This is a genomic window from Bacillus sp. 5w2, from assembly GCF_054353775.1.
In genome coordinates, this window is the sequence record NZ_JBTIWT010000020.1 from 30,712 (window position 1) to 55,546 (window position 24,835).

The window sequence follows — 24,835 nt, forward strand, 5'->3', positions numbered from 1 at the left end:
AGATTATTCCTTTCCTTTAAACATGTCAATCGTTCTCTTTTATTTCGTATTAAAAAATTGAAAATCCACTTCTATTCGTTCAGCATGAAACATAGAATACTAATAACCAATTACCAAAAAGGGGGCGAAAACATGGACAACCTATTCCAATACGTCCTGCACTACGTATTATTAACAATTATGATAGTTGGGGCGCTATTACTATTCCCATTCTTCCCAAAGTTCGTCCTCTTTTTAGCTTTTTTTATTATGCTCGGGATCGCTATTATCATTTCAACAAAGGAAGATACCACACAAAAAGAAAGCAGAGTTCAGCGTGTAAAGCTGTAACTCTGCTTTTTTCAATCGTAACGTATTCTTGTTAAACCAATCACGAAAAATACTCCTGCAAATAAAATGAGTATACCAATATAGCTTCCTATATCTGCTAATGCACCTCCTCTTACAATCAACTCCGTAAATCCACGCATTGCCCAAGTTTGCGGAACAAAGTTTGCTACTGTTTGCATCCATGCTGGTTCAATTTCAATTGGCCAATAAAGACCACCAATCATGCATGTTGAAATCACAACGATATTCCCTAGCGCTGACTGCTGTTCTGTTGTTTTTACGATGCTTGCTAATAATAAGGCTAGACCAATGACAGCTAGTAATAACGCCGAGGTGAGGGTAATAACTCCTAATAAATTTCCCCACTGCACATCAAATAAGGAATGCGTTAATATCATTAAAACACCAAATTGAATCCACCCTATTAAAAAGAAGGAAAGGATATATCCCGCCAGTATTTGAACTTTTGAAACTGGCGCTTCTAATAAACGAGACCAAACACCAAGTTGCCTAGCTTTTAAAATAGTCCCCGTCGCACTTAACATAACAATCATAACGAATAGAATGGAAAAGCCTGCCGCTCGTCCTGTAACGTTATTTAACTTTTGATCATCATGTGAAATTGACTCTTTTTGAATCGAAACAGGTTCTACTTTTGTATAGGTTTCTTTATACATCGTTTCCCACGAAGTGTTACTTTTCTTCTCAAAATCTCTTGCCGCACTAACTTCTATCTCCATTTTTTTTAATGTGCTTGTCAATACTTGCTCTACAGAAGTTCCACCAGTAAAATCAGCACTGGCCTGAAACTGAATATTTTCTATCTTCCTATCTAGCATACTCTTTTGAAAGTCTTTCGGAATGATAACTATACCCGATGATTTTTTATTTTCAACCTTCTGTTTTCCTTCCTGATACGTTACCTTCTCTATAGAAATTAAGTCACTTTTCTTTATTTCCTCATAATATTTGCTAGATAGTACAGAACCATCTTCATCTACTAAGCTAACATTTACTTTCTCATTCCCACTTCCACCTAAAAGTCCTCCAAAAATGAGTGTAAAAATAATAGGCATTCCAAACATGAGTATATAACTTTGTGGCTTTATTAAAATTTGTTTTAGCTCTAACCAACAAAGCGCCCAAACCTTCTTCATCATTTCCCCTCCTATCTCGTACGTAAACGTAATGTTCCAACCATAACGGAGACAATTCCTGCACTACATAAACTAAAAATAACAGGGAGTAGCACATCCCAAGATGTTCCCGACATAATATTTAAGAAGCTTGTAAGTGCCCATTTATTCGGAGTAACATTTGCAATGGTTTGAAGTGTATCAGGGAATACGTAAATCGGTAACATTGATCCCCCTAATATAGCGAGTATTTGAATACCGATTCCTCCCATTACATCTGCCGTTTTTTCCTCATGGATAAAAGCCGCAATTAACATAGATAAACCAGAAACACAAATTGCATACGAAATTCCCAATACTACTATTTGAGACACATCTTCTCCCCATTCCACATGAAACATAAAGTGCGTAGCAGCTATAAATATTCCAAATTGTATACAAGCAAATAGTAATGTACCTAAAAACTTTCCAAATAAAATTGAAAATGAGCTCGTCGGTGTACTGAACAAACGCGCCAACGTTTCAGTTCGTTGCTCTGTTACAACTGACTTTGCACCTACTGTTATGTTATATAGTAAAAACATGACTAACATCGCTGCTGCATAATATTGCATCGCTGCAACTGTTTTTTTACCTATCGTCCCTCTTTTAATGTTATCCGCATTTGTAGTTGCTATCGCCTGTAAACTTCCACTTACCTCTTTTGCAACTTGTGCTACATCACCCTGCTGAGATTTCACTAATTCTGTTACAACACTTTTAGTAGATACTGCGACTGTTTGAACACGTTCTGAAAAGGATCGGATCATTGATTCAGCAATTTTCGCTTGTATATTTTTTGATGGGTCTATAAGCACCTTTGGTTCTTTTAATTTTCCATCTTGTACTTGTTCGCTCCATTTATTTGGGATGACGATTCCCACATCGATTTTCTTTTCCTTTAACATATCTTCAAGCTCTTCCTGAGAATGAACTATCTTTACTTTCACATCATCTTTTATTTCTTTAGATTGCAATACGTCTTTTTGAAAGACATCTGCCAATTCATCAGTTCCCACTTGATAATAGCCAATCACTGTTTTCGGTAGTCCACCATTATCAAATATATTACTTAACGCTGAACCTAAAATCGCTGTTAATAAAAGCGGCATAATTAACATCATCATAAATCCGCGCCGATCAATTAAACGTATTTTTAAATCCTTCCATGCAATAATAAAACTTTTCATCCCACACTAACCTCCTTAATCACGAAGTGAACGTCCTGTTAATTGTAAAAAGAGTGCCTCTAAATTTGGTTCTTGTACTTCAAGCTTTAAAATTTGAGCGTTGTTCTCAACAACTACTGACACAACTGTACCAATAGACTCGCCACCATTTAGTCCAATATCAATCGTGCTATTATCTTCATCAAAAATAATCCGTTCAACAACAGATAGTGATTTCAACTTTTGTAGCAATTCCGTACTATAACGATTTAATTGCAATCTCACTATAAACCCATCTGCCAGGCGATTACATAGCTCCCTTTTCGTTCCTAATGCAATTACCTTTCCGTGATCAACAATTGCAATTCGTTCACATAAATACTCTACTTCTTCCATGTAATGACTCGTATAAATAACCGTCATACCTTTTTCATTTAATTTCTTAACAGTTTCTAAGATATGATTTCTCGATTGTGGATCAATCCCGACTGTCGGTTCATCCATAATTAATAACTCTGGTTCGTGCATAAGTGCTGCACCAATATTAATACGCCTTTTCATGCCACCTGAAAATGTTTCAATTTTATCTTTTCCGCGGTCCTGTAAACCGACGTAGGCTAATACTTCCTCTGCCCTCTCTTTTGCAACTTTTCCATTTAAACCGTACATCTTTCCCCAAAAAATCAAATTTTCCTTTGCTGAAAGTGTCGGATACAAAGCAATGTCTTGCGGAACAATACCAATTTTCTTTTTCGCTTCTAATGGATATTCTTTTACAGATTTCCCACCAACTTTTATATCTCCACTATCATACGGAATTAATCCACAAATCATTGATATTGTCGTTGATTTTCCCGCTCCATTTGGACCAAGCAATCCAAATGTTTCACCTTTTTTCACTTCAAAAGACACATTCTTTATGATTTCCTTCTTGCCAAATGATTTCGTAATATGATCTATGACTAACATACTGATTCAGCCCCTTTGCATTCATCTACACTTTCATTGTAGAAAATTTTTTTCTTCTCTCCATCACCCTTGAGATAGAAATACAAAATAAAAAAGCAGCAAATTCTGCTGCTTTTTCACAATTATATATGCCAAAAGTCATGTGTACATCGTGATGCCATACCTTACTGCATATATGGCAGCTTGCGTTCGATCTCTCAGTTCTAACTTACTAATTAAATTAGAAACATGATTCTTAACAGTCCCTTCTGTAATAAATAGCTTTTCCGCAATCTCTTTATTATTTAAACCAAGTCCAATTTCTCTTAAAACATCTACTTCTCGCTCAGTTAATTGCGCTAATTGTTCTGGTGTGGTGCACTCTACTGCTACTTTTGTCTTTTTTAATTCTTTTATGATTTGCGCTGTTATATCCTGAGGAAGCACAGCCCCTCCACTATGCACCGTTAAAATTGCTTGAGCAATTGCATCTGCCTCCATATCTTTCAATAAATAACCACTCGCTCCTTGCTCCAATGCTTCAAAAATAAGCTCACTATCACTAAAAGTCGTCAGCATAAGTACCTTTATATGAGGGAACTGTTCTCTAACTAAACGTGTTCCTTCAACACCATTCATACGAGGCATCCTAATATCCATCAAAATAATTTCAGGATGTAGCTCTTTCACCTTTTGTATCACTTCGTCTCCATCCGTAGCCGTTCCCACTACATCGAGTTCCGGACTTAAATTTAATAACATCGCTAAACCATCACGAATGAGCGATTGATCATCAACAATCATAATCCGAATCATACAGTTCCCCCTATTATCCACGTTTTCTCCTGAAGTGGAAATTCAATCTGTAACCGAAAGCCTTTTTCTATCTCACTCTCAAATTGAATAGTTCCACCATGTTCCTCTACTCGTTCTTTCATATTAAGTAAACCAAAACCCGGGCTTACCTCGTTAACTCCCACGCCATTATCCAAAATACATAGTTTAACTTGTTTCGCCGAACAAATTAAACTCACTTCACATAAACTCGCTTTCCCATGCCGCTTTGCATTTGTTAAAGACTCTTGCATAACTCGGAGCAGTGTAGGTTGTAGTGACAACGGAATCACAACCGGATCCCCTTCTAATTGAAAAGATACTTGTACTTTCGTCGCTTTAGAATATCCATGTAACATTTCACGCATATTCTCTATTATGTTCCCTAGTTTACCTTCTTCTTTTAAAGCATGTACAGAAGCTCTAACCTCTTGAAGTGATTTTCTGGCTAGCCCATGACATGTATGTAAAACCTCTTCCGTAGCGTCCGATTTTTGTTTCCACAAAGCCTCTGCCAGTTGTAATTGAACAAGTAAGGCTGTCATATTATGACCGACAGTATCATGAATTTCTCGGGCAATATCATTTCGCTCCCGAACAGCTGTCAATTCTTCTACCTCTTTGGCATATAGACGTAATTGTTCATGCGCTTCTTTTAAAGCTGTATGAGATAATGCTAATTCTCCATATTGCTCATCTACCATTTTCCGAGCAGCTGTAAGTTTTTTTATTAAGCTTCCAGCTAAAGCACTAAAAACGATGAACATAAAATTAATGGCATTACTCTCCAATTCTAAACTACCTGTATGTTGATATGCATGTAGTATATTAATAAGCCAACAAAGAAAGAAAAAAGTAATAAAAAAGTACGTCATGCTTCTACGAAATTCATGAATAAATAGTCCTACTGCATCAATTCCAAATATAATTAAATATAAACATGTCTCAGGAAATAAAAAACCTAATAAAGCTGTGACTATCCCATTTGCTAATAGTGTATAAAAAACAAGCTTTTTACCTCCACTTACTTTTACTAGCAAAATATGATTCACAATATAAATAAAAAGTGCTGTACCTACAAAAAGTTGCAAATGTGCTGTTTCACGTGAAACATGGTTTGCATAAACAAAACAAATCATAACGATTGTAGCAATCCGTGCGTATCCTAACATAACATTCTCCTCACGTTTTAATAACTTAAAGTTCTTCTCTTTATTGCAACAACAAGAAAATTATACCAATTTTTATCTTTCCGTACACAAAAAGAGCAAGCCTCCCTCAAAATATGAGAAAACAACTTGCTCTTTCATTCTAATTTCTTTACTCCACAATATTCTCTAACTCATTATATAACTCCGCTCGCAACAACTCTTTCTTCGTTTTTTCTTCATACAATTGTTCAAGCATTTCAACATCAACTACATGCTCCATCTTACACTCAAGCGCATATATATCCTCTTCTACATGCATTAACTCCGTTTCAATATCCTCAACATTCCTAACTTCTTTCTTTTTTACAGGAGCTGTTTCAATATTTTTTCTTCCTTGGCGTTGCTGCTTTATTACTTGTTTCTCGAGCTTTTCTTCCCACTTTTGACGAGCCCATGCGTAGTTCCCTGCAAACTCAAATAATTTATGCTCATCAATCCAATACGTCTTTTCAAATAACTTATTCAAAAAATAACGATCATGTGAAACAGCTAAAATCGTTCCATTATATTGCTCAAGAGCTTCCTCTAAAACTTCCCTTGATTCAATGTCGAGATGGTTTGTCGGCTCATCTAAAATTAAAAAATTGATATCTTGATACATAAGTTGCGCAAGTCTTAACCTCATTTTTTCTCCACCGCTCAGTTGCGTTACTTTCTTAAACACCGCTGGACCATAAAATAAAAACTTAGCTAATATATGTCTCGCTTCTCCCTCTGTTACAGCTACATATTCCCTGAAAGCCTCTAATACATTACTCTTCATATTTCCGTACGCATGTTGTGATAAATAACCGATTTTCACACTACTACCAATACGGATCTCTCCAACGTCTGGTTCTATTTCTTCTAATAATAACTTTAGTAGCGTTGTCTTTCCTGTACCATTACGACCAACGATCGCCGTACGCTCTTGAAAACGAACATGTAAATTCGCTTCGTTAAATAAAGGGTGGTCAGCAAATCCTTTACTCACTTCTTTCATTACAACAACATCTTTCCCACTTCTCTCTTTCCCTTCAAACTGAAGTCCCATTTGTTTTCGTTCTAAAATAGGTTTCTTTAGTTTCTCTATACGTTCCAGTGCACGTTCCATACTTCTCGCTCTCTTATGCAATCCTTCATTCGGAGGATTCGCCTGATTTGCCCATTCACGTAGTCGTTTAATTGCTTCTTTCATTTTCTTTATTTTCTTTTGCTGTTCTTGATAAGCCTGAAACTCCTGAAGTAACCGTTCTTCCTTTTCCTCAACAAACTGAGAATAGTTTGTATGATACACGTGAATCTCTCCATCTTCTAAATCAAAAATCTTCGTTACAACTTCATCAAGGAAATAGCGATCATGTGAAATGACCATAACCGTTCCATTGTATTCTTTTAAAAATTGCTCTAGCCATTCTACGGCGAATAAATCTAAATGATTGGTTGGTTCATCTAATAGAAGTAAATCTGGTTTCTGCAACAACATGTATGCAAGGCTTACTTTTGTTTGTTCCCCACCACTTAACTCGGAAAATGATCGGAGAAATAGTTCTGTCACCTGTAGACCGTTTGCTACCTTCATCATATTCGCTTCTATTTCATAACCACCAAGAAACGCAAACTTTTCTTGGATTACTCCGTATCTCTCCATTAATCTTTGTAAAGCAGACGGTTCCCGTTCTTCTGCCATATGTTTTTCTAAAGCACGCATTTCTCTTTCTAATTCCTTTTCTGTTTTAAAGGCGGAACTCAATACATCATATATAGTCATACCCTCATCAAATTTCGGAATTTGTGCCACATGACCAATACATGTACCTTTCTTCATATGAATGGCCCCTGCATCCAAACTTTCCATTCCAGTTAGAAGCTGAAAGATTGTTGTCTTCCCACTACCGTTACGACCAACTAATCCAACACGTTCACCATTCTTTATTTCAAGCGATATATTTTCAAATATGATGTTTCCACCAAAAGATTTCGTTACATTATTTACACTACAAATTGTCATTTTCCGTACTCCTTTCAATATAAAAAACCATGGGAAAGAAACATTCCCCATGGTTTTCGGCATAGAAAAAGGAAGCCAAATAGCTCCCTTTTCACACGTTTATTAAAAATGGGTGAAGAGATTTCTATCGTTCAATAGCTACTATGCAATTGTTAAAAAAGGACAGACGTATCCCGTTAACAACTACATCATGAAAAATCGCACGACAAAAATAGATATAATCTAAAAATTTGGCACGTGCAGCTAAAGAACGTTTCATCTCATTCACCTCTTTCGTACGGAATTTAATACTTACTTCTTTATTATACTTCCCCATTTCATGTTTGAATAGTCATTTTTCTGAAAATAATGAAGATAGACTAAACATTTCAATAAGTGACATCAAATCTTACAACACTGTTATGTTCACGTAATGGAAAGCGATAGTACGAAAAAGCGCCTCCCTATACAATAAAGATGTAAACAAGAGAGACAACAAAAGGAGGAAAACAATCATGATGAAAGAAATCGTAAAAGCAATCTTTGAGGTATTAGTGAACGGACAAGCAGTTGTAAAAGAACTAAACGAACTATAAAAAGGAGTGAAGGAATATGATGAACATGGTAAAAATGATTTTACACGCTCTAGTTGATGCAAAAGCAGTTAGCCAAGAATTAAACGAACAATAAAAAAGGGGTAAATGAATATGAAGAAAGCCATTATTGTAATCGCAAGTACAGCAATTGCCTTATACACAATAAAAAATAGAAAAAAGAAGCACAATAAAAACGATCTATATTATCCATACACATTATTAAAGAAAAAATAAAAGACAAGGTACCCTATCTTAATGAGGATATCTTGTCTTTTATTTTTCCTATCCCCTTTAAAGGATTTCCTTCTCCTTTTCCCGAATGTATTAAGCGGGATTTTTTACACATATTTTAAAGGGGCACATATACAAATGGATACACAACAACTATACTTTTTAAACGATATCGGCAAACAAAAACCAGAAAGCATCCGGAATAGAAGCGCTGCATGTCCTTTTTGTGACAGAGAAAATTTAACGGATATTTTAGCTACTGAAGACTCAATTATTTGGCTAAAAAACAAATTTCCTACATTAAAAGATACATTTCAAACGGTGCTAATCGAAACAGATAATTGTGAAGACCATATTGCGACATATACAGAAGAACATATGAGATCGCTAATCCGTTTCTCCATTCAACATTGGTTAGACTTACAGAAGAATGAAGAATTCACATCTGTGATTTTATACAAAAATCATGGTCCATTCTCAGGCGGAAGTTTGCATCATGCACACATGCAGATTATTGGAATGAAATATGTAGACTACCTCGATAACGTAGAACAGGAAAACTTCCAAGGAGTAATTGTGCAAAAAAACGAACACATTGAACTCAATATTTCAGATCGTCCTATTATCGGTTTTACTGAATTTAATATCATCATTGAAGATGTTGAATGCATAGATGAACTAGCAAATTATATTCAACAAACTGTACGTTACATACTGACAGATTTCCATAAAGGATGTAGTAGTTATAACTTATTCTTCTATTACTTAGACGGAAAAATCATTTGTAAAGTTGTTCCTAGGTTTGTCGTTTCACCATTGTATGTAGGATATAAAATACCGCAAGTTTCCACAAAACTAGAAGACGTGAAAATACAACTCGCGCAGTACTTCACGAGCGAAAAAGATACAATTATTCACCAAAAAACAGAGTAGGTATAGAAAACCTACTCTTTGATTACACCTTTATTTCGATAGTACACGTCCTCTAACCCGACGTTATACTTCATGTTATTATCCGTCCACTCTGGTCCTAAATTTCCCGGCCATCCAGATGTATTTGCTATATATTTTAGTAATGCAAAATCAGTCAAACCTTTTTGCACCCCGCGCTTATATCCTTTCATTAAATGCGGCATTGCAATTTGCGCATTTGTACGTGGATCTTTCAACTCTTCATCAGTTAAATGCTCTGGTGCAAGTCCACCCCCGCGATGCAATTGAAACAATCCGAATGAAGTTCCATTATCTCCAACACTTCTTGGATTTAACCGGCTTTCATGTTCGGCAATTGTAAGAGGTATCCATTCTGGAAGATTGACTTTCTTTGCTTCCTCTATAATAATTTGTTTCATCTGTTTTGCTTCTTCTGAGTCAACATAGCTTGTCTCATTCATTAACTTGCCCATTCCTTCAGACTTTCCTTGGAAATATAAGTACACCCCAAGAACAACTAAAAATCCTACAAAGAATTTCTTCACTACCTCTACCTCTTTCTCCGCTGAAATTTGTCCCCTTTCAGCCTTCTTCCCTTTACAATTACCAACATTCTATCATTCTCTTACCCTTTTATCATAGCAAATAACTATACATATTATCATCATGCTTTAGACCGATTTTGTGAAAAAACAGCTGGTAAATACGTGCAAAAATGTAACTTTCATAGACCACAACGTATTTTTTGTATATAATTGTAAATTGAACTCTACATATAGAATAGGAGCAAACCAAATGAAAAAGTGCATAATACTCTTGTTCAGCATTTTACTTCTTATGCCTATCCACACCTCTGCACAAACGTCACCAAAACCAAAAGTACTTGTTTTATATAGTACAAAAGACGATAAAATTACAAATAATATTCAAATACTTAATACTCAATTAGGCCATTTTACAAACGATATAACTACGAAAAGTTTAAAACAAGCTAATGAAATTACTAATTCATCTTCTTATACACATATTGTCTATATCGGTGAACAAAAGGAAGAGTTTCCTGCTGAAGCAAAACAACTGATAGAAAATTTCTCAGGCCCAGTATTAGTTCTAGGACAAAATGTTGAACAATTATCTAATCGCTTTTCTTTCATTACTCTAAAGGATAATGAGATACGAGTTAATAAAATCGAATATCCAAGCCATAAACTAAAAAACACTTTAGAAGAGGAACGGTTGATTCAATCCTTTGATACAAACGGAACTGTTCTTGCTAACGCTGTAAGCTCAAATAGCAAGAACCCACTTATCGTTCACCATGAAACATCTTATTACGTTGCAACGCCAAATCTCTTTGACTGGATGTCTCATTACGTCGGTGAAATGTTATTTTCTTACTTTGGACAAAAATCGACGACAAATAAAGTAGAAGCTTATTTACGTCTTGAGGACGTTCATCCAGCCGCAGATACAAATCAATTAAAAGAAATTGCTGAATTACTAAAAGAGAAAAAGATCCCTTATATGATTACAGTCATACCGGTATATAAAGATCCGGATACAGGAAAGACCATACATTTAAAAGATAAACCTGAGCTAGTCGATCTTTTACGCTCTATGCAAGATGATGGTGCAGCAATTATTATGCATGGTTATACTCACCAATTTTATGATAGTGAAACTGGTGAAGGTTTTGAATTTTGGGACGTAAAAACAGATCAACCAATTCGTCAACCGAAGCATGAAAAATCAAAAACAAAAGATGACTTTCCTAATATAGAGGCATATAATGCATACGTAAAAAAAGGAGAAGAGTTTGAAGAAAAATATACGACTGATCATATTGAAAAAGGCATTCAAGAACTTGTAGATGCCAAACTATATCCTGTCGCATTTGAAGCACCTCATTACACGATGTCTCAAAAAGGATACGAAATATTATCAAGGTACTTTTCAACTTATGTAGGACAACTACAGTTAAGTGATACAACTTGGAAATCCATGCACTCACCATTTTATACAAGTACCCCATCATTTTTACACGGAATGAAATTAATGCCTGAAACAGTCGGCTTTATCGAAGAAGATAAGCCACATGCTATTGCAAAGATGAAGGAACGTGCTGTATCTGTTGCTAAATTATCCGATGGCGTTATTGGTGCATTCTATCATCCTTACTTAGGTGTGAAACCATTAAAAGAAGTATTAAAGGATCTAGAAAGTATTCCAAATATAGAATGGATTGATTTACAAAAAGAAACAAATGAAGTGAAAATGAAAAATATTCATATTACCACTAACAAAGATGGCATTCATGTTGAAAAACCAACAAGTGCAGATGACGTAATGGATTATATAAAACAATATGGGTTCTTCCTTATACTTGGTTTCTTCGTCATTGTCTTTCTTTTCCTATTAAGACGCGCGAAAAAATTAGAGTCATAATACAAAACCACCAAGTAGAATGCTTGGTGGTTTTTTTAACTTAAACCAAAACGTGGCATGTTATTAATAACCCATTGATTATTTTCATAAACAAATTCAACTTCTACTTTTTCCGTTACATTATCATAGTCATTATACGTTTCTACCTGCGCTTTTATTTTCCCATCCTTCAAATCGGTAGAAATAATTTTTGTAAATTTAGTCGCTGCTTTTGACCCTGGATCTCCAATAGCATAGTGCATTTTTCCATTTAACTCTTTAATATACTTACTCTTCATATACTCTGCTATAAATGATTTTGAGAAGTACGTAGATAGCGTAGTCTCTAAAGTATCCCTCGTATTATAAATAGGATTCACTAATTCCCCGTACGAAAAATCCCCTACTCGTTTTGGGTTTCCTGTTAGTGCAGCCATTTGAATATTAGTAAGTTCCTTCTGTGCATTCCATACTTTCTGTAACATACCGTCATCTGCTAACTTCTTATCTTGTGCTTCATTTGATTTCTTTGTATCTAGATTCAAAATAGTCCCGTTATCCGTATAGAGATACATATCTCCTGCTACAAAATATAAATAGGATTTCGTTGGTTCAACCGCTTTATTATAAATCACTTTTTCATTTCCACCATTCATTTTCTTCTTATATACTCCGTCCTTTTTTAAATAATAAAAAGTATCCCCTTTCACATTCATCTGCAAGGCATCCTTTACCAATAGCTTTTCATTATTTTGTTGAATGTCTATTTCATATATGCCATGCTCAGCTTCATTTGTTTCAAAAGGTAACGAGAAGTCGACAACAGCATATAATTTTTCATTATTATACGTAGCACTAGATATTGTTGCATAATTTTCTTTTGACCAAGTTTTATTATCCTTTGTCACTTGCGTTCCACGATTTTTATTCCAATGTAGAATACTATCGTCTATCGTTCGAGACCAACCAGAGTTTTTAAATGCCGCTTCTTCTTCCTGTCCCGTTTTCAAATCCATTTTTACAATCCCTACAATATCAAAGCCACCATGCTCAGAATATTTTTTCGGATAAAATAAAGTTTGGTCTTTTATATAAACATAATTTGTATCATCTTTTAACGTGTCTAGCTTTTTGCTAGATATATCATACTTCATTAAAGAAGATAATCCTGCATTCTTATCTTTATCCGTATGAATAAAATATAAAGATTTATCTTTTATATTTATGTAAGAAGCATTTACACCTTTTACTACAGGCTCTGCTGTTTGAAATTGATCTTTCGTACGATAAATGCCTCCTGTATTTTTATCACCATTCACCGCATAGTAAATCCAGCCGTTACTTTCTGCCATTTTCCCTTCATTAGAACTGTTTCCAACCGTATTCCCATTCTTCTCATTTTCTTTCATCTGTTTTTCAACTACTGGATCAATTTTTTCTTCCTTATTTTCTTGTTTTGCGTTTGGATTTATAGCCTTTGTTTCTGCTTCACACCCAAATGCTGCAAGTGAAAGTGCACCGACCATCATTGTAATAGCTATTTTTTTATATGCTTTCCCCATTTTTCCCCCTACTTCCTTCATCAAATTAAACACATCATAAATTATAGAAAATATTAGAAAAAATATCCATAATAAAAAGGATAAGAGTAACTCTCCTATCCTTTTAAGTAAAATTGAATCGTATTTTCATATATCGTTTTCGTAACCCTATCAACAGATATGTTTTTTATAACACTAATTTCCTTTAATACCTCTCGAATCATCCTCGGATGCGTCATAACATCCTCTTGAAATTCCCACGGTCCATCTGTTTCTACCATCATATATTCAAGTGGATAATACGAAACAATTTTTCTAATCTTCTCCTTATGTAAAACATCTGGTGTGATAGAAATATAATAACCGTTCCTCATCATCCGTTTCATTGTTGTTTCACTTCCCTTAAACCAATGAAAGTGTGCACGCGAAACTTTATGTTCCTCTAGTAAATCACATACGATATCAGCATCTTCATAAACAGCGTGCAAAACAATCGGCAAATCGTACTTCCTCGCTAACTCTATAAACCTTTTCAATACCGCTATATATGGCTCTAGAGTAATATCTTTCTCTTCTTGCCTTAAATAATATGGTAATCCCACTTCACCAATCGCAACTATGTCCTCTACATGATCTTCAATTAATTTATACATTTGCTCACAGTCTTCTTTATGAATCGGTTGCTCCGGATGAAAACCTATTGCTGGATGCACAAAAGGATATCGCTTTGCTAAAGATAAAGTTTCTTTACATGATTGATAATTCATAGATACCGCAATAAGCCCCTTTATCTCTTTACTATTTTCCACATCTTTAAGTAATCTACTTTTTTCTTCATCCTTATATTGATCAACATGTATATGACTATCAATCCATTTCATTTTTATTCCCCCATAAAAAAAACAAGAAAGGATCTCCCTTCTTGTTTTGTCATCTATATTATTTAACAATTAAGTTTGTTATGATATCAAATAATCCAATACATACTACGGCAACAGTAAAGTAGCTACAGAAATCTTTAATTGGAAACTTCACTACTTCTTCTTTACGCATCCCAGTTTTCTCCCTTCTTACTATATCCCTAATTATTTTTATCTATTTGTATCTATTATGCAAAAAATATGACAAATTTACTATCGAATTAACTTACGTAAACCTTACAATGTTGTAAGGTTTATAAAAAGAGCCCCATCTACATACAGATGAGGGCTATTAAAAAGTAGTTGGTTTTTCATTCTTCATTAACATTACAAACAGAAAGTAATACAGTGCGACTTTCTAATTACACTATATGAAATTCACTATCTTTTAACTATCGAATTACATTACAGAAGACTTACATGTTTGTAAGCTATGTGTAATGTAATTCGATAGTTTCCCTTGCCTACATCTCGTACAATGAAGTTAGAAAGTAAGCCAAATAAGAAGAACACTCACATAACCAAATTACATTGCTAGTAGCTACTCTTCTTATACCTTTCACTCATGCTACTACAATGTACCCCCTTCCCCTTTATATAATAAATAAAGCCTTAGTCCATATGGATTAAGGCTTTTTTACGCATATCAATATACCCCTACCTTGTATTTTTGTTTTCGACAAAAAATAGGCAGGGGTATATTTCGCTATCTCATCGCTAAAAGTTTACTCTTCGCATTAATAGGAATATTTACAGCTTCAATTTCTTCAATTGACTCACCGTAGCGTCCTTTTGCGTACACCTTTAATGCTTCATCTCTCTTTAACATATGCTTAACAGTCTTCTTTATTTTTTGTTCTCTTCCACGTTCGTCAAATGCAATAAATTCATATTCATACCACTCATCACCAACATGCTGACCAATTGTATTCACAACCGTATAGTATTCTTTCGTCTTATAAAGCGGATTATATTTATCGATAACTGGTCCAAGTTTCGTAGGCAGTAACATTACTACTATCACTAGCATCGCTATTATAGTAGTGATCATTTTTTTCTTCATACTAAACATTCCTCCTCTGCAGGATATATATACATCCATTTTAAAAAGAAGGAATAAAATCTACTATTGAATCTCATTACATTACACTTACATTTTTGTAAGAATAAAAAAAAGGTGAACGAATTTACTCGTTCACCTTTTAGCTCGCTTTAAAACCACCACCAAGCACATCACGTACATCGTGAATAACAACGAAAGCATCTTCATCTACTCGGCTAATAACTTGCTTTAACTTAACAAGCTCTTGTTTATTAATAACAACATATAAAACTTCTTTATTTTTACCAGTATATCCGCCGCGTCCTTCTAATACAGTGACACCGCGTGTCATGTTTTTCGTAATAGCCTCACGTATTAAGTCTGGTTGATTTGAAATGATTGTGACAGCCGTTTTTGTATCCATTCCTTCTACAATGAAATCAATCACTTTGGCTCCGATGAATACTGCAACAAGTGTGTACATCGCTTTTTCTTGTCCTATTATAAATACAGAACCACCAATTACAACGATATCAATAATAAGTACACCTTTACCAACGCTCCACCCTAAATATTGATTTGCTAACCGTGCTAAAATTGCCGATCCTCCTGATGTACCTCCAGCTTTGAACATACAGCCTAATCCGATACCTACAAACAAACCAGCAAATAAAGCTGCTAATAGCGTATCACTATTTACATGATACTCAATATGTTCTGTAACATATAAAAACAAGGATGTTTCTACAATCCCTAAAATTGTATAAACCATCGTTTTTTTATCAAAAAACTTATAACCAATAGCTAGTAAAATTGCATTTATAGCAAAGTTCACAATCCCTGGTGACCAATCAAATAAGTAGTACGTAACAACCGTTAAACCAATAATTCCACCTTCCGATAAACGGTTTGGAATTGCAAAGTAATTAATACCAATTGCGAATAATAATGAACCAATTGTAATTAGTGTTATTTCCTTTATACGTTGATTAACCATAGTTCATACCCTCCCCCCATTTGACATTGTATCACTATCTCCTAGAGGTTTAGAAGTGGTTTTTATTCCGCATTTTACCTCTTAAAAATCGAGATATTATGTTTAAACAAAGGGGTGGTTAATTATTCATATTCATTCTCACTGTACGGACAAATCGCTCCACATTCCCTTTCTGAATATGCTTAGCTCTAACCGTTTCATGATTACAAGTAAACTCAAAGTACGGATGAAAATCTATGCTATCTATATGCAAATATGAGTACTCTTTAAATGTTGAAGGATAGTACGGAAATTTCCCGTAAAACAGGAGACGTCTAGTAGTGGCAACAAAAATTCCATGTTGATAACATAACATAAAATTATCCTTCTCAAAGACCCCTACTACAAAGGCTAAAATCTTTTCGTCATCCTCTATATACTTTTTCATACTTAAAAAAAGTTCATTCATGCATATCCCTCCAAATATTATTCTTGAAAAGAATCCATGGATTGTTACAAACCGGTTTAACTTCTTTATAAAGTATGAAACGCGTTTCCTGTCAAAGATATTTCAAAAAAATAATCCGTTATGTGATGTACACATAACGGATTAAAATTAAACTGTAGAGCGTTCCACAAGTTCGTATGGAATTTCCAACTTTTCTTGTTTAGAACTTTCATCACTTATTTGCCTATAAAACATTTCAAAGGCCCTTTTACCTATCTCCTTTAAATTTTGATCAATGGTTGTAAGTTGCAACACTTGCGAAATAGGTTGATTATCAAAGCCAATAATCGCTAAATCCTCAGGAACTTGAATACCTAATTTTTCAGCTTCTGTCATAACTCCAATCGCAACTTCATCTCCTGCTACTATTAATGCTTCGGGAAGATCCTGCATCCCCTTTAATTTATGAGCCACTTTCACACCATCTTCTAATGTAAAACATTCTGTGAAAATCCACTCTTCATTCACTTCTTCATCTATAGATTGCAATCGTTGTTTATAAACATCAAAACGCTTTTGACTACTCGGTCCTAATTTCCTTCCCGTACAATAACCAATTTTTTTATAACCTTTCCCAATTAAATAATCCATTCCTAATTGAAAAGCTGCCGAATGGTTCGTATATACACTTGAGATATTTGAAATATCATTATCTTCACAAGCAACAATCGTCCCATAGGAAGCATACGGCTCTATCGTTTCCCATTCATTCGCACGAGAACAAATAATCAGACCATCCAATTGTTTTGTTTTTAACATATGTAAACTTTTCATTTCTTCTTTTTCATTATAATTCGTTTGGCAAAGTAGCACTCTGTAATTATGAGCTAACGCCACCTCCATCATCCCGCCCACCATCGCATCAAAACATGGATGATTAATATACGGTAAAATCACACCAACGATATTCGTTTTCCCTTTTGATAAATGAACAGCATTTGCGTTTTGTGAGTAATTCAACTTCTCAACTATCTCTATAACCGCTTTCCTTTTCTCTTCACTTACGTACGGATGATCATTCAATACTCTCGAAACAGTCGTAACTGAAACTCCCGCCATCTTTGCGATATCTTTAATATTAGCCATACACTCACCTCTACTTTTAACTTAATGAATCCCATCAACATATGTCAAATCTTCTTATCATTACAACTTCATTCGTTTTTCTTACAAAAGTGTAATTTTCCTGTAAGCTAATTCGATAGTGACTCTCCGCAATATTTCATACAATTAAGTCAGAAACAGGGCAACAATTACTCGAAAAGGAGCGGATTCATATGATGAACACAATGAAAATAAACAATTTCTTCAATACAATGGGCATGGTATTTTCCGCTCTTATCGATGCAAAAGCTGTTGCTTCTACATTAAACAAGTAAGGAGAATGCATGATGAATAACATCACTTTTAACAAATTAGATTTTGTAGGATTAGCTAGTGGCTCGATTCTTCTTACTGCTTTTATTTATGCCGCTACGCTTGTATAAATTTTGTGTCCCCTTTCCCCTTTATTATAAATAGTAATAGAAAAGACGACCGTCTATGCCCGGTCGTCTTTTCTTACTTTTGATGTGATTGCAAAGTTTCCTTTAGCTCCTCAAACTTCTCATTTAATTGATCTGTCATCATTTTCATAGCTGTTTTTCGATCTATTTGTTCTCCGGCATCAATTTGAATTGGATCACCAAAAACTAATTGCGCTTTTTTCCCTTTTATCAATTCTTTTACACTTGATGGACCAATATAAGCTGCCGGTACTAACGGAACGTTAGAACGCAGCGCAATCGTAACAGCTCCAGCTTTTAATGAAACGTCTTCTGTTGATCTCGTCCCACTCGGAAAAATCCCTACTACTTTTCCTTCTTTTAATAGGCGTGATGGAATTTTAAGTGTACTCGGTCCTGGATTCGCACGATCTACAGGGAATGCATTCACATTTTTAAAGAACCAATTTTTGAACTTCCCTTCAAATAACTCTTTTTTTGCCATGTAATGAATTTGGGTCGGGTACATCCCTGTAGCTAACATTAATACATCCATAAAACTTGTATGTGTACATGCAACAACATATGGGCCACCTTCTGGTAACTTTTCTCTTCCTTGCACTTCTACTTTCCCAGCTGTTTTAAATATATATTTCAACAAAAATGTAATTGGTTTATACATTTGTTTCGTTCCTTTCTGAATATCCGAATTATAATCATTCTCTTACAACGATTATAACACTAAGTTTTAGGAGTTGGTAATAATTTTAAGTATTAATTGTTACATTTCAATTCTTACAAAAGTGTAATTTTCTTGTAAGCTAATTCGATAGTTACTTCCCAAAATATTTCATACAATTAAGTCAGAAAGAAACAACAACTATTCGAAAAGGAGCGGATCAATATGATGAACACGATGAAAACGAATAATTTTTTAAATACAATGGGCATGGTATTTTCCGCTCTAATCGATGCAAAATCTGTTGCTTCTACATTAAACAAGTAAGGAGAATGTATCATGAATAACATCACTTTTAACAAATTAGATTTTTTAGGATTAGCTAGCGGCTCTCTTCTTCTTACTGCTTTTATTTACGCTGCTACGCTTGTATAACTTTGTGTCCCCTTTCCCCTTTATATAGAAAAAGACGACCGTCTATGCCCGGTCGTCTTTTTACATTTTTCTTTCTTTCAATTCTTTTAAAAGCTGTATCATCTCAGCTTGTTGTTTTATCTTTTTACGACCATTTCGGTTAATTGCTGCAAGCTCGCAGGCAACTCCGACGGCGAAGAAAAACAATAAACTTTCTAACATGTGAAATCCTCCAATTGCCTATTAAACAGCTTGGCGTAATTGCTCTTCTTGTAAAATCTTCTTATTTATATTTTCTTCTTTTCTCTGACAAACGTTATTGCGAATAAGTGCCGCAATAACAAGTAAAGTTCCTACAATATCAAACATCGTTATTTGATATCCTTGCATCATCATAATCATTAAAGTCGTAATCGGTACAAAGTTAATAAATAAAATCCCATTAATAGATGATAAAATTTTCACACCATAGTTCCAAGCGAGTAACGCTACGATACCTGGTAATGTCATCATAAACAATAAATCATATTTCACAATAGAAATCGTTCCCACACTCGGAACCGATACGTATCCAAGCGATGTAATAATTACAGTTATAATCCCTGTGACAGTCGTACCGAATACACACGTCAACGTAGAATAACGTAATGTTGACCAATCGCTACACGTTTGACCACCCATCGTATAAATAACCCAACCTACAACACCAACAAATATAAAGGCCAGTGAAAACATGTTATCTTTCAATGTTAAAAAGAAACTCACATCACCTTTCGTAATAACGAATACAGCTCCTACAAAAGCGATAATCATGCTCGTTATCATATACTTTTTCGGTTTTACATGCTTATATCCCCATAGAATACAAATAGAAATCATCGGCATAAGTGCTTCCATAATAGAAGCTACCATCACGCCTGATTTCCCCATTAACATTTGACCTAAAAATATAAGTACATTATATACAGTAAACGCCATCGTTCCGAAAAAGACGAGTAACTTTCCTCTTCCCTCTAAACGAAATGCCTGTTTTCCTTCTTTCATTAACAACAATACAATAAGTACGATCGCCACCGCTCCATAGCGAATGAGCGAAAAATAAAATGGATCTATGTATTCTAGCGCATGATCAGCAACCGGAAACATTGCCCCCCATGACATACTTGCAATTAAACATGCTAAAGCCCCTATTATCATTTGACCTTTTCTCAACACAATTCCCCCGCTTCTTTCTATTTGCACAAAGAGAATTGTAAAAGAAAAAATATATCACGTAAAATGATTCAAAATGATGTTAACTATCACTTATAATGATAGTTAACATCAAGGAGGATCATACTATGGAATTAAGAGACTTACAAATCTTCCAAAGCGTTGCCGACCGCGGTAGTGTAACCGGTACAGCAAAGGAATTAAACTACGTACAATCAAATGTAACTGCACGTATTAAACAACTGGAAAACGAGCTGAAAACACCGCTCTTTTATCGTCATAAAAGAGGCATGACTTTAACAGCTGAAGGAAGAAAAATGCTCGTTTATGTTAATAAAATTTTGCAAGATGTTGATGAGCTAAAACAAGTATTTTTAGATAGTGAAACACCCTCTGGCATATTAAAAATCGGTACTGTCGAAACAGTAAGTACATTACCTACCATTTTATCTTCTTACTATAAAAGCTATCCGAACGTCGATTTATCATTACAAGCGGGTCTAACAGAAGAATTAATTAGACAAGTACTTGATCATCAATTAGATGGTGCCTTTATATCAGGTCCTATTAAACATCCACTAATCGAACAATACGATGTTAGTACAGAAAAATTAATGCTTATAACACAGAATAAAGCTTTTCATATAGAAGAATTTACAACAACACCCCTACTCGTTTTTAACCAAGGATGTGGATACCGTTCCAAACTAGAACGATGGCTGAAAGACGAAGGTTTGCTACCAAAAAGAATTATGGAATTTAATATATTAGAGACAATATTAAACAGTGTTGCACTCGGCCTTGGGATTACACTCGTACCCCAGTCTGCTGTCCATCATCTTTCTAAAGCAGGTAAAGTGCATTGTCATGCAATCCCTGAAAAATATGGTAGTATTTCAACGGTTTTCATACGTCGTAAAGATAGCTATATGACGAATTCAATGCGCAGCTTTTTAAAAACAATTGAAGAGCATCATCATATCAACATGCTTTAAAGGACATTCTTACGCGAATGTCTTTTTTTCTTACAAAAGTGTAAGCCTTCCGTAAGCTAATTCGATAGTTGTAACCGATCATATTTCCTATAATTAAGACATAAAGCAGGGCAACAACAATTCGAAAAGGAGCGGATACGCATGATGAACAAAATGAAATCAAACAAATTTTTAAATACAATGGGCATGGTGCTATCCGCACTTGTCGATGCAAAAGCTATTGCAACTACATTAAACAAATAAGGAGAGATTATAATGAACAACATTACTTTCAACAAATCAGACTTTTTAGGACTTGCAAGTGGAGCGACTCTTCTTACAGCTTTCATTTACACACTTGCTCAAGGTCTTGTTTAACACTTTGTTTCCCCAAACCCCTTTATATATAGAAAAAGCTGCTCGTCTTATAGACAAGCAGCTTTTTAGTTTATCCCGCTTTAATGGGCAGTAAGACCCCCACCTCAAAATTCAGCGAAAGCAAAGAAGTTTGGTGGGGGATCAACTGCCCATAAAAGTCCGATTGGTTCAACTAATAATCAGTGGGGGATGAAGAAAACCCCCACTGATTAAAGTTTCACTTTATTTCATATATAATTTGACCTGTTTTCGTCATATCGTATCCGCCAATTGCTTTTAATTCATTATGAAATTCTTCCGATTGTAGAATGTCTTTCACGACTTCAATCAGCTCTTCATTTTCTTTATTCTTCAAAATCACTAAATCATACTGTTCTTTCATGATTGGAATAAAATCTACATTTACAATTTGCGAAAATTTTTCTGAACCTACTCCCACATCAGCTTTTCCATTCGCGACTTGCGTGGCAACACCAAGATGATTTGATTCTTCCCATTCATATCCACTAATACGTTCTTTATTTAACTTTTGAATTCGCAATTGTTCATCGACTAACACCCTAATGCCAGAACCTTTTTCTCGATTTACAAATCGTATAGACGATTGAGATAAATCAGCCCATGTTTTTATATTTTTTGGATTCCCCTTTTGCACATAAAACCCAACGTTCCTTGCTAATAAATTAATCATAATACATGGTTGTCCAACTAAAATACGTTTTACATACGGAACATTATATGTATCCGTTTCTCCATCAAACAAATGCAAGCTAACGATACTTCCTTCTCCTTGATACATCTTTACTAAACTCGTTAAACTACCTTGATATGCCCGTAATATATTTGAACTTGGCAGGCGATTTTCTATACGTTTTGCCAGCATATCTAATGTTAGTTCTTGCCCGCTAATAATACATGTACCCAAGCCTCTACTATCTTCGCTCTTTACAGGAGTACCTTGTATTTTCCCCGTTTTCATTTGCTTAATATATTGTTCTAAATCTTCTGCATCAATGCGCATCTGTCTACCAACTCTATAAGAAGGAAGTTCTCCTTTTTTAATTAAGTCGTATACAGTTAATTTCGATACTTTTAATCGCTTTGCTACTTCTTCCGTTGTGTAGGAATGATGATCCATAGACGATTCCTCACTTTCTTTCTTCATTGTAACAAAGAAAAGAATATTTCTCCTATATTTTAAAAACAACTACATCGTTCAAATTATATTCAATTATAACTAGTTATATTTAGTTATATTTAGTTATAATTGAATATGTCAAAACGAAAGGGGATTTTTTTATGAATAAGTTTACATTACGATCCATCGGGGCACTTATACTTTCTTTTCTTCTTATATTTAGTGTTGCATGTACAAGCGGAGAGAAGAAAGAGAAATCAACTGCCAAAGAAGGAAAAACAGTCGAACTTACTATATCAGCAGCTGCAAGCTTACAAGATGCATTAAAAGAAATTGAAACAAAATATAAAGAAAAAGAACCTACTATTAAACTTTCTTTTAACTTCGGCGCTTCTGGTGCACTTCAACAACAAATTGAACAAGGTGCACCTGCTGATTTATTCTTCTCAGCAGCTGAAGATAAATTCCAAACTCTTGTTAAAAAAGGATTCATTAATGAAAAAGAAGGGAAAAATCTTCTTGGAAATGAGCTCGTTCTAGTCGTCCCAAAAGATAGTTCTCTTACAAAAATTCAAGATTTAAAAGATGAAAAAATTAAGAAAATCGCACTTGGTACACCTGAATCTGTACCTGCGGGAAAATACGCAAAGGCTTCTCTCACCCATGAAAATCTATGGAATGACATTCAAAGTAAAATCGTATTTACAAAAGATGTTCGCCAAGTGTTAACATATGTAGAAACAGGTAATGTCGATGCTGGTATTGTATATAAAACAGATGCTCTCATTTCAGACAAAGTAAAGATTGGTGAAACAGCAGCAGCGACTTCTCATGAACCAATCCACTATCCTTTAGGTATTATAAAGGAATCTAAGCATAAGAAAGAGGCGACTTCATTTTATGAGTATTTGCAGTCAAAAGATGCACAATCTATCTTTAAGAAATATGGATTTACAGTCCTATCATAATTGCCATGAGCTTTGATGTTATTTTGTCACCAATCTTTCTATCTTTACGAGTAGCTGCATGTGCCACCATTATCGTTACAATTTTAGGAACGATTATCGGACGAGCACTAGCACGCTCCTCATGGAGATATAAAGTAATATTAGAAACTATTTTCTTATTACCAATGGTACTTCCGCCAACTGTAATCGGCTTTTTTCTCATTATCATTTTTGGAAATAACAGTCCCATTGGAACGTGGATAGAATCAATATTTCAGCAGTCTATTATGTTCACATCTACTGCTGCTATCATTGCTTCTACAGTTGTTGCATTTCCGCTTATGTACCAATCAGCAAAAACAGGATTTTCTATCGCGAATGTACAAATTGAAGAAAGTGCTCGTGACCTTGGTGCAAGTGAATATCAAGTTTTTCTACACGTCACACTTCCGCTTGCATTTCCTGCCTTACTAAGCGGAATGATTTTGAGCTTTGTTCGTGCGTTCGGTGAGTTTGGTGCTACACTCATGTTTGCTGGGAACATTCCTGGTAAAACACAGACGATCCCAACTGCAATTTACATGGCAATTGATGCAAGTAATATGCAGCTCGCCTGGACACTAGTAGTTATCACTATTAGTATGTCCCTCCTATTTTTGCTATGTATTCAGCTTATTAATAAAAGAATCACTAACTCTTAAAGCAGCTTTTTTTGAAGCTGCTTTTTTTATTTCTTAGGAAATAAAATATACCATCGGGAAATAACTGAATTTTACCTTTTATTTAAATATACATTTTATTT

The 24,835-nt window shown here is 34.7% G+C and carries 28 protein-coding genes; 10 read left to right on the forward strand and 18 right to left on the reverse strand.

Annotated elements, in window-relative coordinates; genetic code table 11:
- The first annotated feature begins 132 nt into the window (after nucleotides 1-132).
- A complete protein-coding gene (locus ACXY7N_RS24865) occupies nucleotides 133-330 on the forward strand; it encodes a hypothetical protein (protein WP_000369250.1) in 198 nt (65 codons plus the stop codon).
- A gap of 11 nt (nucleotides 331-341) precedes the next feature.
- Here ACXY7N_RS24865 and ACXY7N_RS24870 read toward each other — a convergent pair whose 3' ends face one another.
- From ACXY7N_RS24870 to ACXY7N_RS24900, 7 genes are all read right to left on the reverse strand, one after another.
- Nucleotides 342-1,487 carry an ABC transporter permease gene (locus tag ACXY7N_RS24870; protein ID WP_016089605.1) on the reverse strand — a complete coding sequence of 382 codons (1,146 nt, stop codon included), beginning with the start codon at nucleotides 1,485-1,487 and terminating at the stop codon, nucleotides 342-344.
- 11 nt (nucleotides 1,488-1,498) lie between these two features.
- Nucleotides 1,499-2,695 carry an ABC transporter permease gene (locus ACXY7N_RS24875; RefSeq protein ID WP_016089606.1) on the reverse strand — a complete coding sequence of 399 codons (1,197 nt, stop codon included), beginning with the start codon at nucleotides 2,693-2,695 and terminating at the stop codon, nucleotides 1,499-1,501.
- A 15-nt stretch (nucleotides 2,696-2,710) separates the two neighbouring features.
- On the reverse strand, nucleotides 2,711-3,643 hold the full coding sequence (locus tag ACXY7N_RS24880) for an ABC transporter ATP-binding protein (RefSeq protein ID WP_016089607.1): 933 nt from the start codon (nucleotides 3,641-3,643) through the stop codon (nucleotides 2,711-2,713).
- 138 nt (nucleotides 3,644-3,781) lie between these two features.
- Nucleotides 3,782-4,438, reverse strand: coding sequence for a response regulator (locus tag ACXY7N_RS24885; RefSeq protein WP_016089608.1), 657 nt, complete (start codon nucleotides 4,436-4,438; stop codon nucleotides 3,782-3,784).
- On the reverse strand, nucleotides 4,435-5,628 hold the full coding sequence (locus ACXY7N_RS24890; protein WP_016089609.1) for a sensor histidine kinase: 1,194 nt from the start codon (nucleotides 5,626-5,628) through the stop codon (nucleotides 4,435-4,437). Before ACXY7N_RS24890 ends, ACXY7N_RS24885 begins: the two co-directional genes overlap by 4 nt.
- A 148-nt stretch (nucleotides 5,629-5,776) precedes the next feature.
- Entirely contained in the window at nucleotides 5,777-7,657 is a 1,881-nt protein-coding gene (gene abc-f / locus ACXY7N_RS24895) for a ribosomal protection-like ABC-F family protein (RefSeq protein ID WP_353811510.1), read from the reverse strand.
- 124 nt (nucleotides 7,658-7,781) lie between these two features.
- On the reverse strand, nucleotides 7,782-7,916 hold the full coding sequence (locus tag ACXY7N_RS24900; RefSeq protein WP_046956655.1) for an RAxF-45 family protein: 135 nt from the start codon (nucleotides 7,914-7,916) through the stop codon (nucleotides 7,782-7,784).
- A 421-nt stretch (nucleotides 7,917-8,337) separates the two neighbouring features.
- Here ACXY7N_RS24900 and ACXY7N_RS24905 point away from each other — a divergent pair, with 421 nt between their 5' ends.
- Together ACXY7N_RS24905 and ACXY7N_RS24910 are read left to right on the forward strand one after the other, a co-directional pair.
- Complete coding sequence (locus ACXY7N_RS24905) at nucleotides 8,338-8,466, forward strand: hypothetical protein (protein WP_002006681.1); 129 nt, start codon at nucleotides 8,338-8,340, stop codon at nucleotides 8,464-8,466.
- A gap of 135 nt (nucleotides 8,467-8,601) precedes the next feature.
- Complete coding sequence (locus ACXY7N_RS24910) at nucleotides 8,602-9,396, forward strand: DUF4931 domain-containing protein (RefSeq protein WP_488592663.1); 795 nt, start codon at nucleotides 8,602-8,604, stop codon at nucleotides 9,394-9,396.
- Nucleotides 9,397-9,407: 11 nt separating this feature from the next.
- On the opposite strand, the gene ACXY7N_RS24915 is transcribed toward ACXY7N_RS24910, so the two are convergent.
- Nucleotides 9,408-9,941 (reverse strand): transglycosylase SLT domain-containing protein, encoded by a 534-nt coding sequence (locus tag ACXY7N_RS24915; RefSeq protein ID WP_000713257.1) that lies wholly within the window; start codon nucleotides 9,939-9,941, stop codon nucleotides 9,408-9,410.
- Nucleotides 9,942-10,191: 250 nt separating this feature from the next.
- On the opposite strand from ACXY7N_RS24915, the gene ACXY7N_RS24920 reads away from it, so the two are divergent.
- Nucleotides 10,192-11,841 carry a DUF2334 domain-containing protein gene (locus tag ACXY7N_RS24920; protein ID WP_016089612.1) on the forward strand — a complete coding sequence of 550 codons (1,650 nt, stop codon included), beginning with the start codon at nucleotides 10,192-10,194 and terminating at the stop codon, nucleotides 11,839-11,841.
- Between the two features lie 35 nt (nucleotides 11,842-11,876).
- Here the strand turns inward: ACXY7N_RS24920 and ACXY7N_RS24925 are convergent, their stop codons facing one another.
- From ACXY7N_RS24925 to ACXY7N_RS24950, 6 genes are all read right to left on the reverse strand, one after another.
- Nucleotides 11,877-13,382, reverse strand: coding sequence for a DL-endopeptidase inhibitor IseA family protein (locus tag ACXY7N_RS24925; RefSeq protein WP_016133458.1), 1,506 nt, complete (start codon nucleotides 13,380-13,382; stop codon nucleotides 11,877-11,879).
- 95 nt (nucleotides 13,383-13,477) lie between these two features.
- Nucleotides 13,478-14,242 (reverse strand): TatD family hydrolase, encoded by a 765-nt coding sequence (locus ACXY7N_RS24930; RefSeq protein WP_016089614.1) that lies wholly within the window; start codon nucleotides 14,240-14,242, stop codon nucleotides 13,478-13,480.
- 745 nt (nucleotides 14,243-14,987) lie between these two features.
- Nucleotides 14,988-15,344 carry a YxeA family protein gene (locus tag ACXY7N_RS24935; protein WP_000728436.1) on the reverse strand — a complete coding sequence of 119 codons (357 nt, stop codon included), beginning with the start codon at nucleotides 15,342-15,344 and terminating at the stop codon, nucleotides 14,988-14,990.
- A gap of 139 nt (nucleotides 15,345-15,483) precedes the next feature.
- Entirely contained in the window at nucleotides 15,484-16,320 is an 837-nt protein-coding gene (locus ACXY7N_RS24940; RefSeq protein ID WP_488592665.1) for a YitT family protein, read from the reverse strand.
- A 118-nt stretch (nucleotides 16,321-16,438) separates the two neighbouring features.
- Nucleotides 16,439-16,768, reverse strand: a complete 330-nt coding sequence (locus tag ACXY7N_RS24945; protein WP_098561106.1) for a PH domain-containing protein — start codon at nucleotides 16,766-16,768, stop codon at nucleotides 16,439-16,441.
- Between the two features lie 147 nt (nucleotides 16,769-16,915).
- Nucleotides 16,916-17,893, reverse strand: coding sequence for a LacI family DNA-binding transcriptional regulator (locus ACXY7N_RS24950; protein WP_098561305.1), 978 nt, complete (start codon nucleotides 17,891-17,893; stop codon nucleotides 16,916-16,918).
- A gap of 305 nt (nucleotides 17,894-18,198) precedes the next feature.
- Between ACXY7N_RS24950 and ACXY7N_RS24955 the strand changes: the two genes are divergently transcribed.
- Nucleotides 18,199-18,294: a DUF3948 family protein gene (locus ACXY7N_RS24955; protein ID WP_080118129.1), complete on the forward strand. Its 96-nt coding sequence runs from the start codon at nucleotides 18,199-18,201 to the stop codon at nucleotides 18,292-18,294.
- 73 nt (nucleotides 18,295-18,367) lie between these two features.
- On the opposite strand, the gene ACXY7N_RS24960 is transcribed toward ACXY7N_RS24955, so the two are convergent.
- The gene (locus tag ACXY7N_RS24960; RefSeq protein WP_016089620.1) at nucleotides 18,368-18,973 is read right to left on the reverse strand and encodes a lysophospholipid acyltransferase family protein; all 606 of its coding nucleotides are present in this window, start codon (nucleotides 18,971-18,973) and stop codon (nucleotides 18,368-18,370) included.
- Nucleotides 18,974-19,309: 336 nt separating this feature from the next.
- Here ACXY7N_RS24960 and ACXY7N_RS24965 point away from each other — a divergent pair, with 336 nt between their 5' ends.
- Nucleotides 19,310-19,405: a DUF3948 family protein gene (locus ACXY7N_RS24965; RefSeq protein WP_001060007.1), complete on the forward strand. Its 96-nt coding sequence runs from the start codon at nucleotides 19,310-19,312 to the stop codon at nucleotides 19,403-19,405.
- A gap of 60 nt (nucleotides 19,406-19,465) precedes the next feature.
- On the opposite strand, the gene ACXY7N_RS24970 is transcribed toward ACXY7N_RS24965, so the two are convergent.
- Entirely contained in the window at nucleotides 19,466-19,606 is a 141-nt protein-coding gene (locus tag ACXY7N_RS24970) for a YrzO family protein (protein WP_000894068.1), read from the reverse strand.
- A gap of 21 nt (nucleotides 19,607-19,627) precedes the next feature.
- Nucleotides 19,628-20,596, reverse strand: a complete 969-nt coding sequence (locus ACXY7N_RS24975; protein ID WP_033659609.1) for a DMT family transporter — start codon at nucleotides 20,594-20,596, stop codon at nucleotides 19,628-19,630.
- 128 nt (nucleotides 20,597-20,724) lie between these two features.
- Here ACXY7N_RS24975 and ACXY7N_RS24980 point away from each other — a divergent pair, with 128 nt between their 5' ends.
- Nucleotides 20,725-21,591, forward strand: a complete 867-nt coding sequence (locus tag ACXY7N_RS24980) for a LysR family transcriptional regulator (RefSeq protein ID WP_488592667.1) — start codon at nucleotides 20,725-20,727, stop codon at nucleotides 21,589-21,591.
- A gap of 255 nt (nucleotides 21,592-21,846) precedes the next feature.
- Entirely contained in the window at nucleotides 21,847-21,948 is a 102-nt protein-coding gene (locus tag ACXY7N_RS24985) for a DUF3948 family protein (protein ID WP_016089624.1), read from the forward strand.
- Between the two features lie 217 nt (nucleotides 21,949-22,165).
- On the opposite strand, the gene ACXY7N_RS24990 is transcribed toward ACXY7N_RS24985, so the two are convergent.
- The gene (locus ACXY7N_RS24990) at nucleotides 22,166-23,113 is read right to left on the reverse strand and encodes a substrate-binding domain-containing protein (protein WP_080118132.1); all 948 of its coding nucleotides are present in this window, start codon (nucleotides 23,111-23,113) and stop codon (nucleotides 22,166-22,168) included.
- Nucleotides 23,114-23,247: 134 nt separating this feature from the next.
- On the opposite strand from ACXY7N_RS24990, the gene modA reads away from it, so the two are divergent.
- Nucleotides 23,248-24,054 (forward strand): molybdate ABC transporter substrate-binding protein, encoded by an 807-nt coding sequence (gene modA, locus ACXY7N_RS24995; RefSeq protein ID WP_016133455.1) that lies wholly within the window; start codon nucleotides 23,248-23,250, stop codon nucleotides 24,052-24,054.
- A 5-nt stretch (nucleotides 24,055-24,059) separates the two neighbouring features.
- Nucleotides 24,060-24,734, forward strand: coding sequence for a molybdate ABC transporter permease subunit (gene modB, locus ACXY7N_RS25000; protein WP_488592668.1), 675 nt, complete (start codon nucleotides 24,060-24,062; stop codon nucleotides 24,732-24,734).
- Nucleotides 24,735-24,835: the final 101 nt, after the last annotated feature.

Excerpts from the sequence above, each read along its gene's own strand:
- ACXY7N_RS24900 (WP_046956655.1), bottom strand. The coding sequence starts at position 7,916 with ATGAAACGTTCTTTAGCTGCACGTGCCAAATTTTTAGATTATATCTAT.
- ACXY7N_RS24990 (WP_080118132.1), bottom strand. The coding sequence starts at position 23,113 with ATGAAGAAAGAAAGTGAGGAATCGTCTATGGATCATCATTCCTACACA.
- ACXY7N_RS24950 (WP_098561305.1), bottom strand. The coding sequence starts at position 17,893 with ATGGCTAATATTAAAGATATCGCAAAGATGGCGGGAGTTTCAGTTACG.
- ACXY7N_RS24965 (WP_001060007.1), top strand. The coding sequence starts at position 19,310 with ATGAATAACATCACTTTTAACAAATTAGATTTTTTAGGATTAGCTAGC.
- ACXY7N_RS24980 (WP_488592667.1), top strand. The coding sequence starts at position 20,725 with ATGGAATTAAGAGACTTACAAATCTTCCAAAGCGTTGCCGACCGCGGT.
- ACXY7N_RS24925 (WP_016133458.1), bottom strand. The coding sequence starts at position 13,382 with ATGGGGAAAGCATATAAAAAAATAGCTATTACAATGATGGTCGGTGCA.
- ACXY7N_RS24865 (WP_000369250.1), top strand. The coding sequence starts at position 133 with ATGGACAACCTATTCCAATACGTCCTGCACTACGTATTATTAACAATT.
- ACXY7N_RS24910 (WP_488592663.1), top strand. The coding sequence starts at position 8,602 with ATGGATACACAACAACTATACTTTTTAAACGATATCGGCAAACAAAAA.
- ACXY7N_RS24945 (WP_098561106.1), bottom strand. The coding sequence starts at position 16,768 with ATGAATGAACTTTTTTTAAGTATGAAAAAGTATATAGAGGATGACGAA.
- ACXY7N_RS24885 (WP_016089608.1), bottom strand. The coding sequence starts at position 4,438 with ATGATTCGGATTATGATTGTTGATGATCAATCGCTCATTCGTGATGGT.
- ACXY7N_RS24870 (WP_016089605.1), bottom strand. The coding sequence starts at position 1,487 with ATGAAGAAGGTTTGGGCGCTTTGTTGGTTAGAGCTAAAACAAATTTTA.
- ACXY7N_RS24890 (WP_016089609.1), bottom strand. The coding sequence starts at position 5,628 with ATGTTAGGATACGCACGGATTGCTACAATCGTTATGATTTGTTTTGTT.
- ACXY7N_RS24960 (WP_016089620.1), bottom strand. The coding sequence starts at position 18,973 with ATGTATAAACCAATTACATTTTTGTTGAAATATATATTTAAAACAGCT.
- ACXY7N_RS24935 (WP_000728436.1), bottom strand. The coding sequence starts at position 15,344 with ATGAAGAAAAAAATGATCACTACTATAATAGCGATGCTAGTGATAGTA.
- modA (WP_016133455.1), top strand. The coding sequence starts at position 23,248 with ATGAATAAGTTTACATTACGATCCATCGGGGCACTTATACTTTCTTTT.
- ACXY7N_RS24985 (WP_016089624.1), top strand. The coding sequence starts at position 21,847 with ATGAACAACATTACTTTCAACAAATCAGACTTTTTAGGACTTGCAAGT.
- ACXY7N_RS24970 (WP_000894068.1), bottom strand. The coding sequence starts at position 19,606 with ATGTTAGAAAGTTTATTGTTTTTCTTCGCCGTCGGAGTTGCCTGCGAG.
- ACXY7N_RS24920 (WP_016089612.1), top strand. The coding sequence starts at position 10,192 with ATGAAAAAGTGCATAATACTCTTGTTCAGCATTTTACTTCTTATGCCT.
- ACXY7N_RS24905 (WP_002006681.1), top strand. The coding sequence starts at position 8,338 with ATGAATATGAAGAAAGCCATTATTGTAATCGCAAGTACAGCAATTGCC.
- abc-f (WP_353811510.1), bottom strand. The coding sequence starts at position 7,657 with ATGACAATTTGTAGTGTAAATAATGTAACGAAATCTTTTGGTGGAAAC.
- modB (WP_488592668.1), top strand. The coding sequence starts at position 24,060 with ATGAGCTTTGATGTTATTTTGTCACCAATCTTTCTATCTTTACGAGTA.
- ACXY7N_RS24875 (WP_016089606.1), bottom strand. The coding sequence starts at position 2,695 with ATGAAAAGTTTTATTATTGCATGGAAGGATTTAAAAATACGTTTAATT.
- ACXY7N_RS24930 (WP_016089614.1), bottom strand. The coding sequence starts at position 14,242 with ATGAAATGGATTGATAGTCATATACATGTTGATCAATATAAGGATGAA.
- ACXY7N_RS24955 (WP_080118129.1), top strand. The coding sequence starts at position 18,199 with ATGAATAACATCACTTTTAACAAATTAGATTTTGTAGGATTAGCTAGT.
- ACXY7N_RS24940 (WP_488592665.1), bottom strand. The coding sequence starts at position 16,320 with ATGGTTAATCAACGTATAAAGGAAATAACACTAATTACAATTGGTTCA.
- ACXY7N_RS24880 (WP_016089607.1), bottom strand. The coding sequence starts at position 3,643 with ATGTTAGTCATAGATCATATTACGAAATCATTTGGCAAGAAGGAAATC.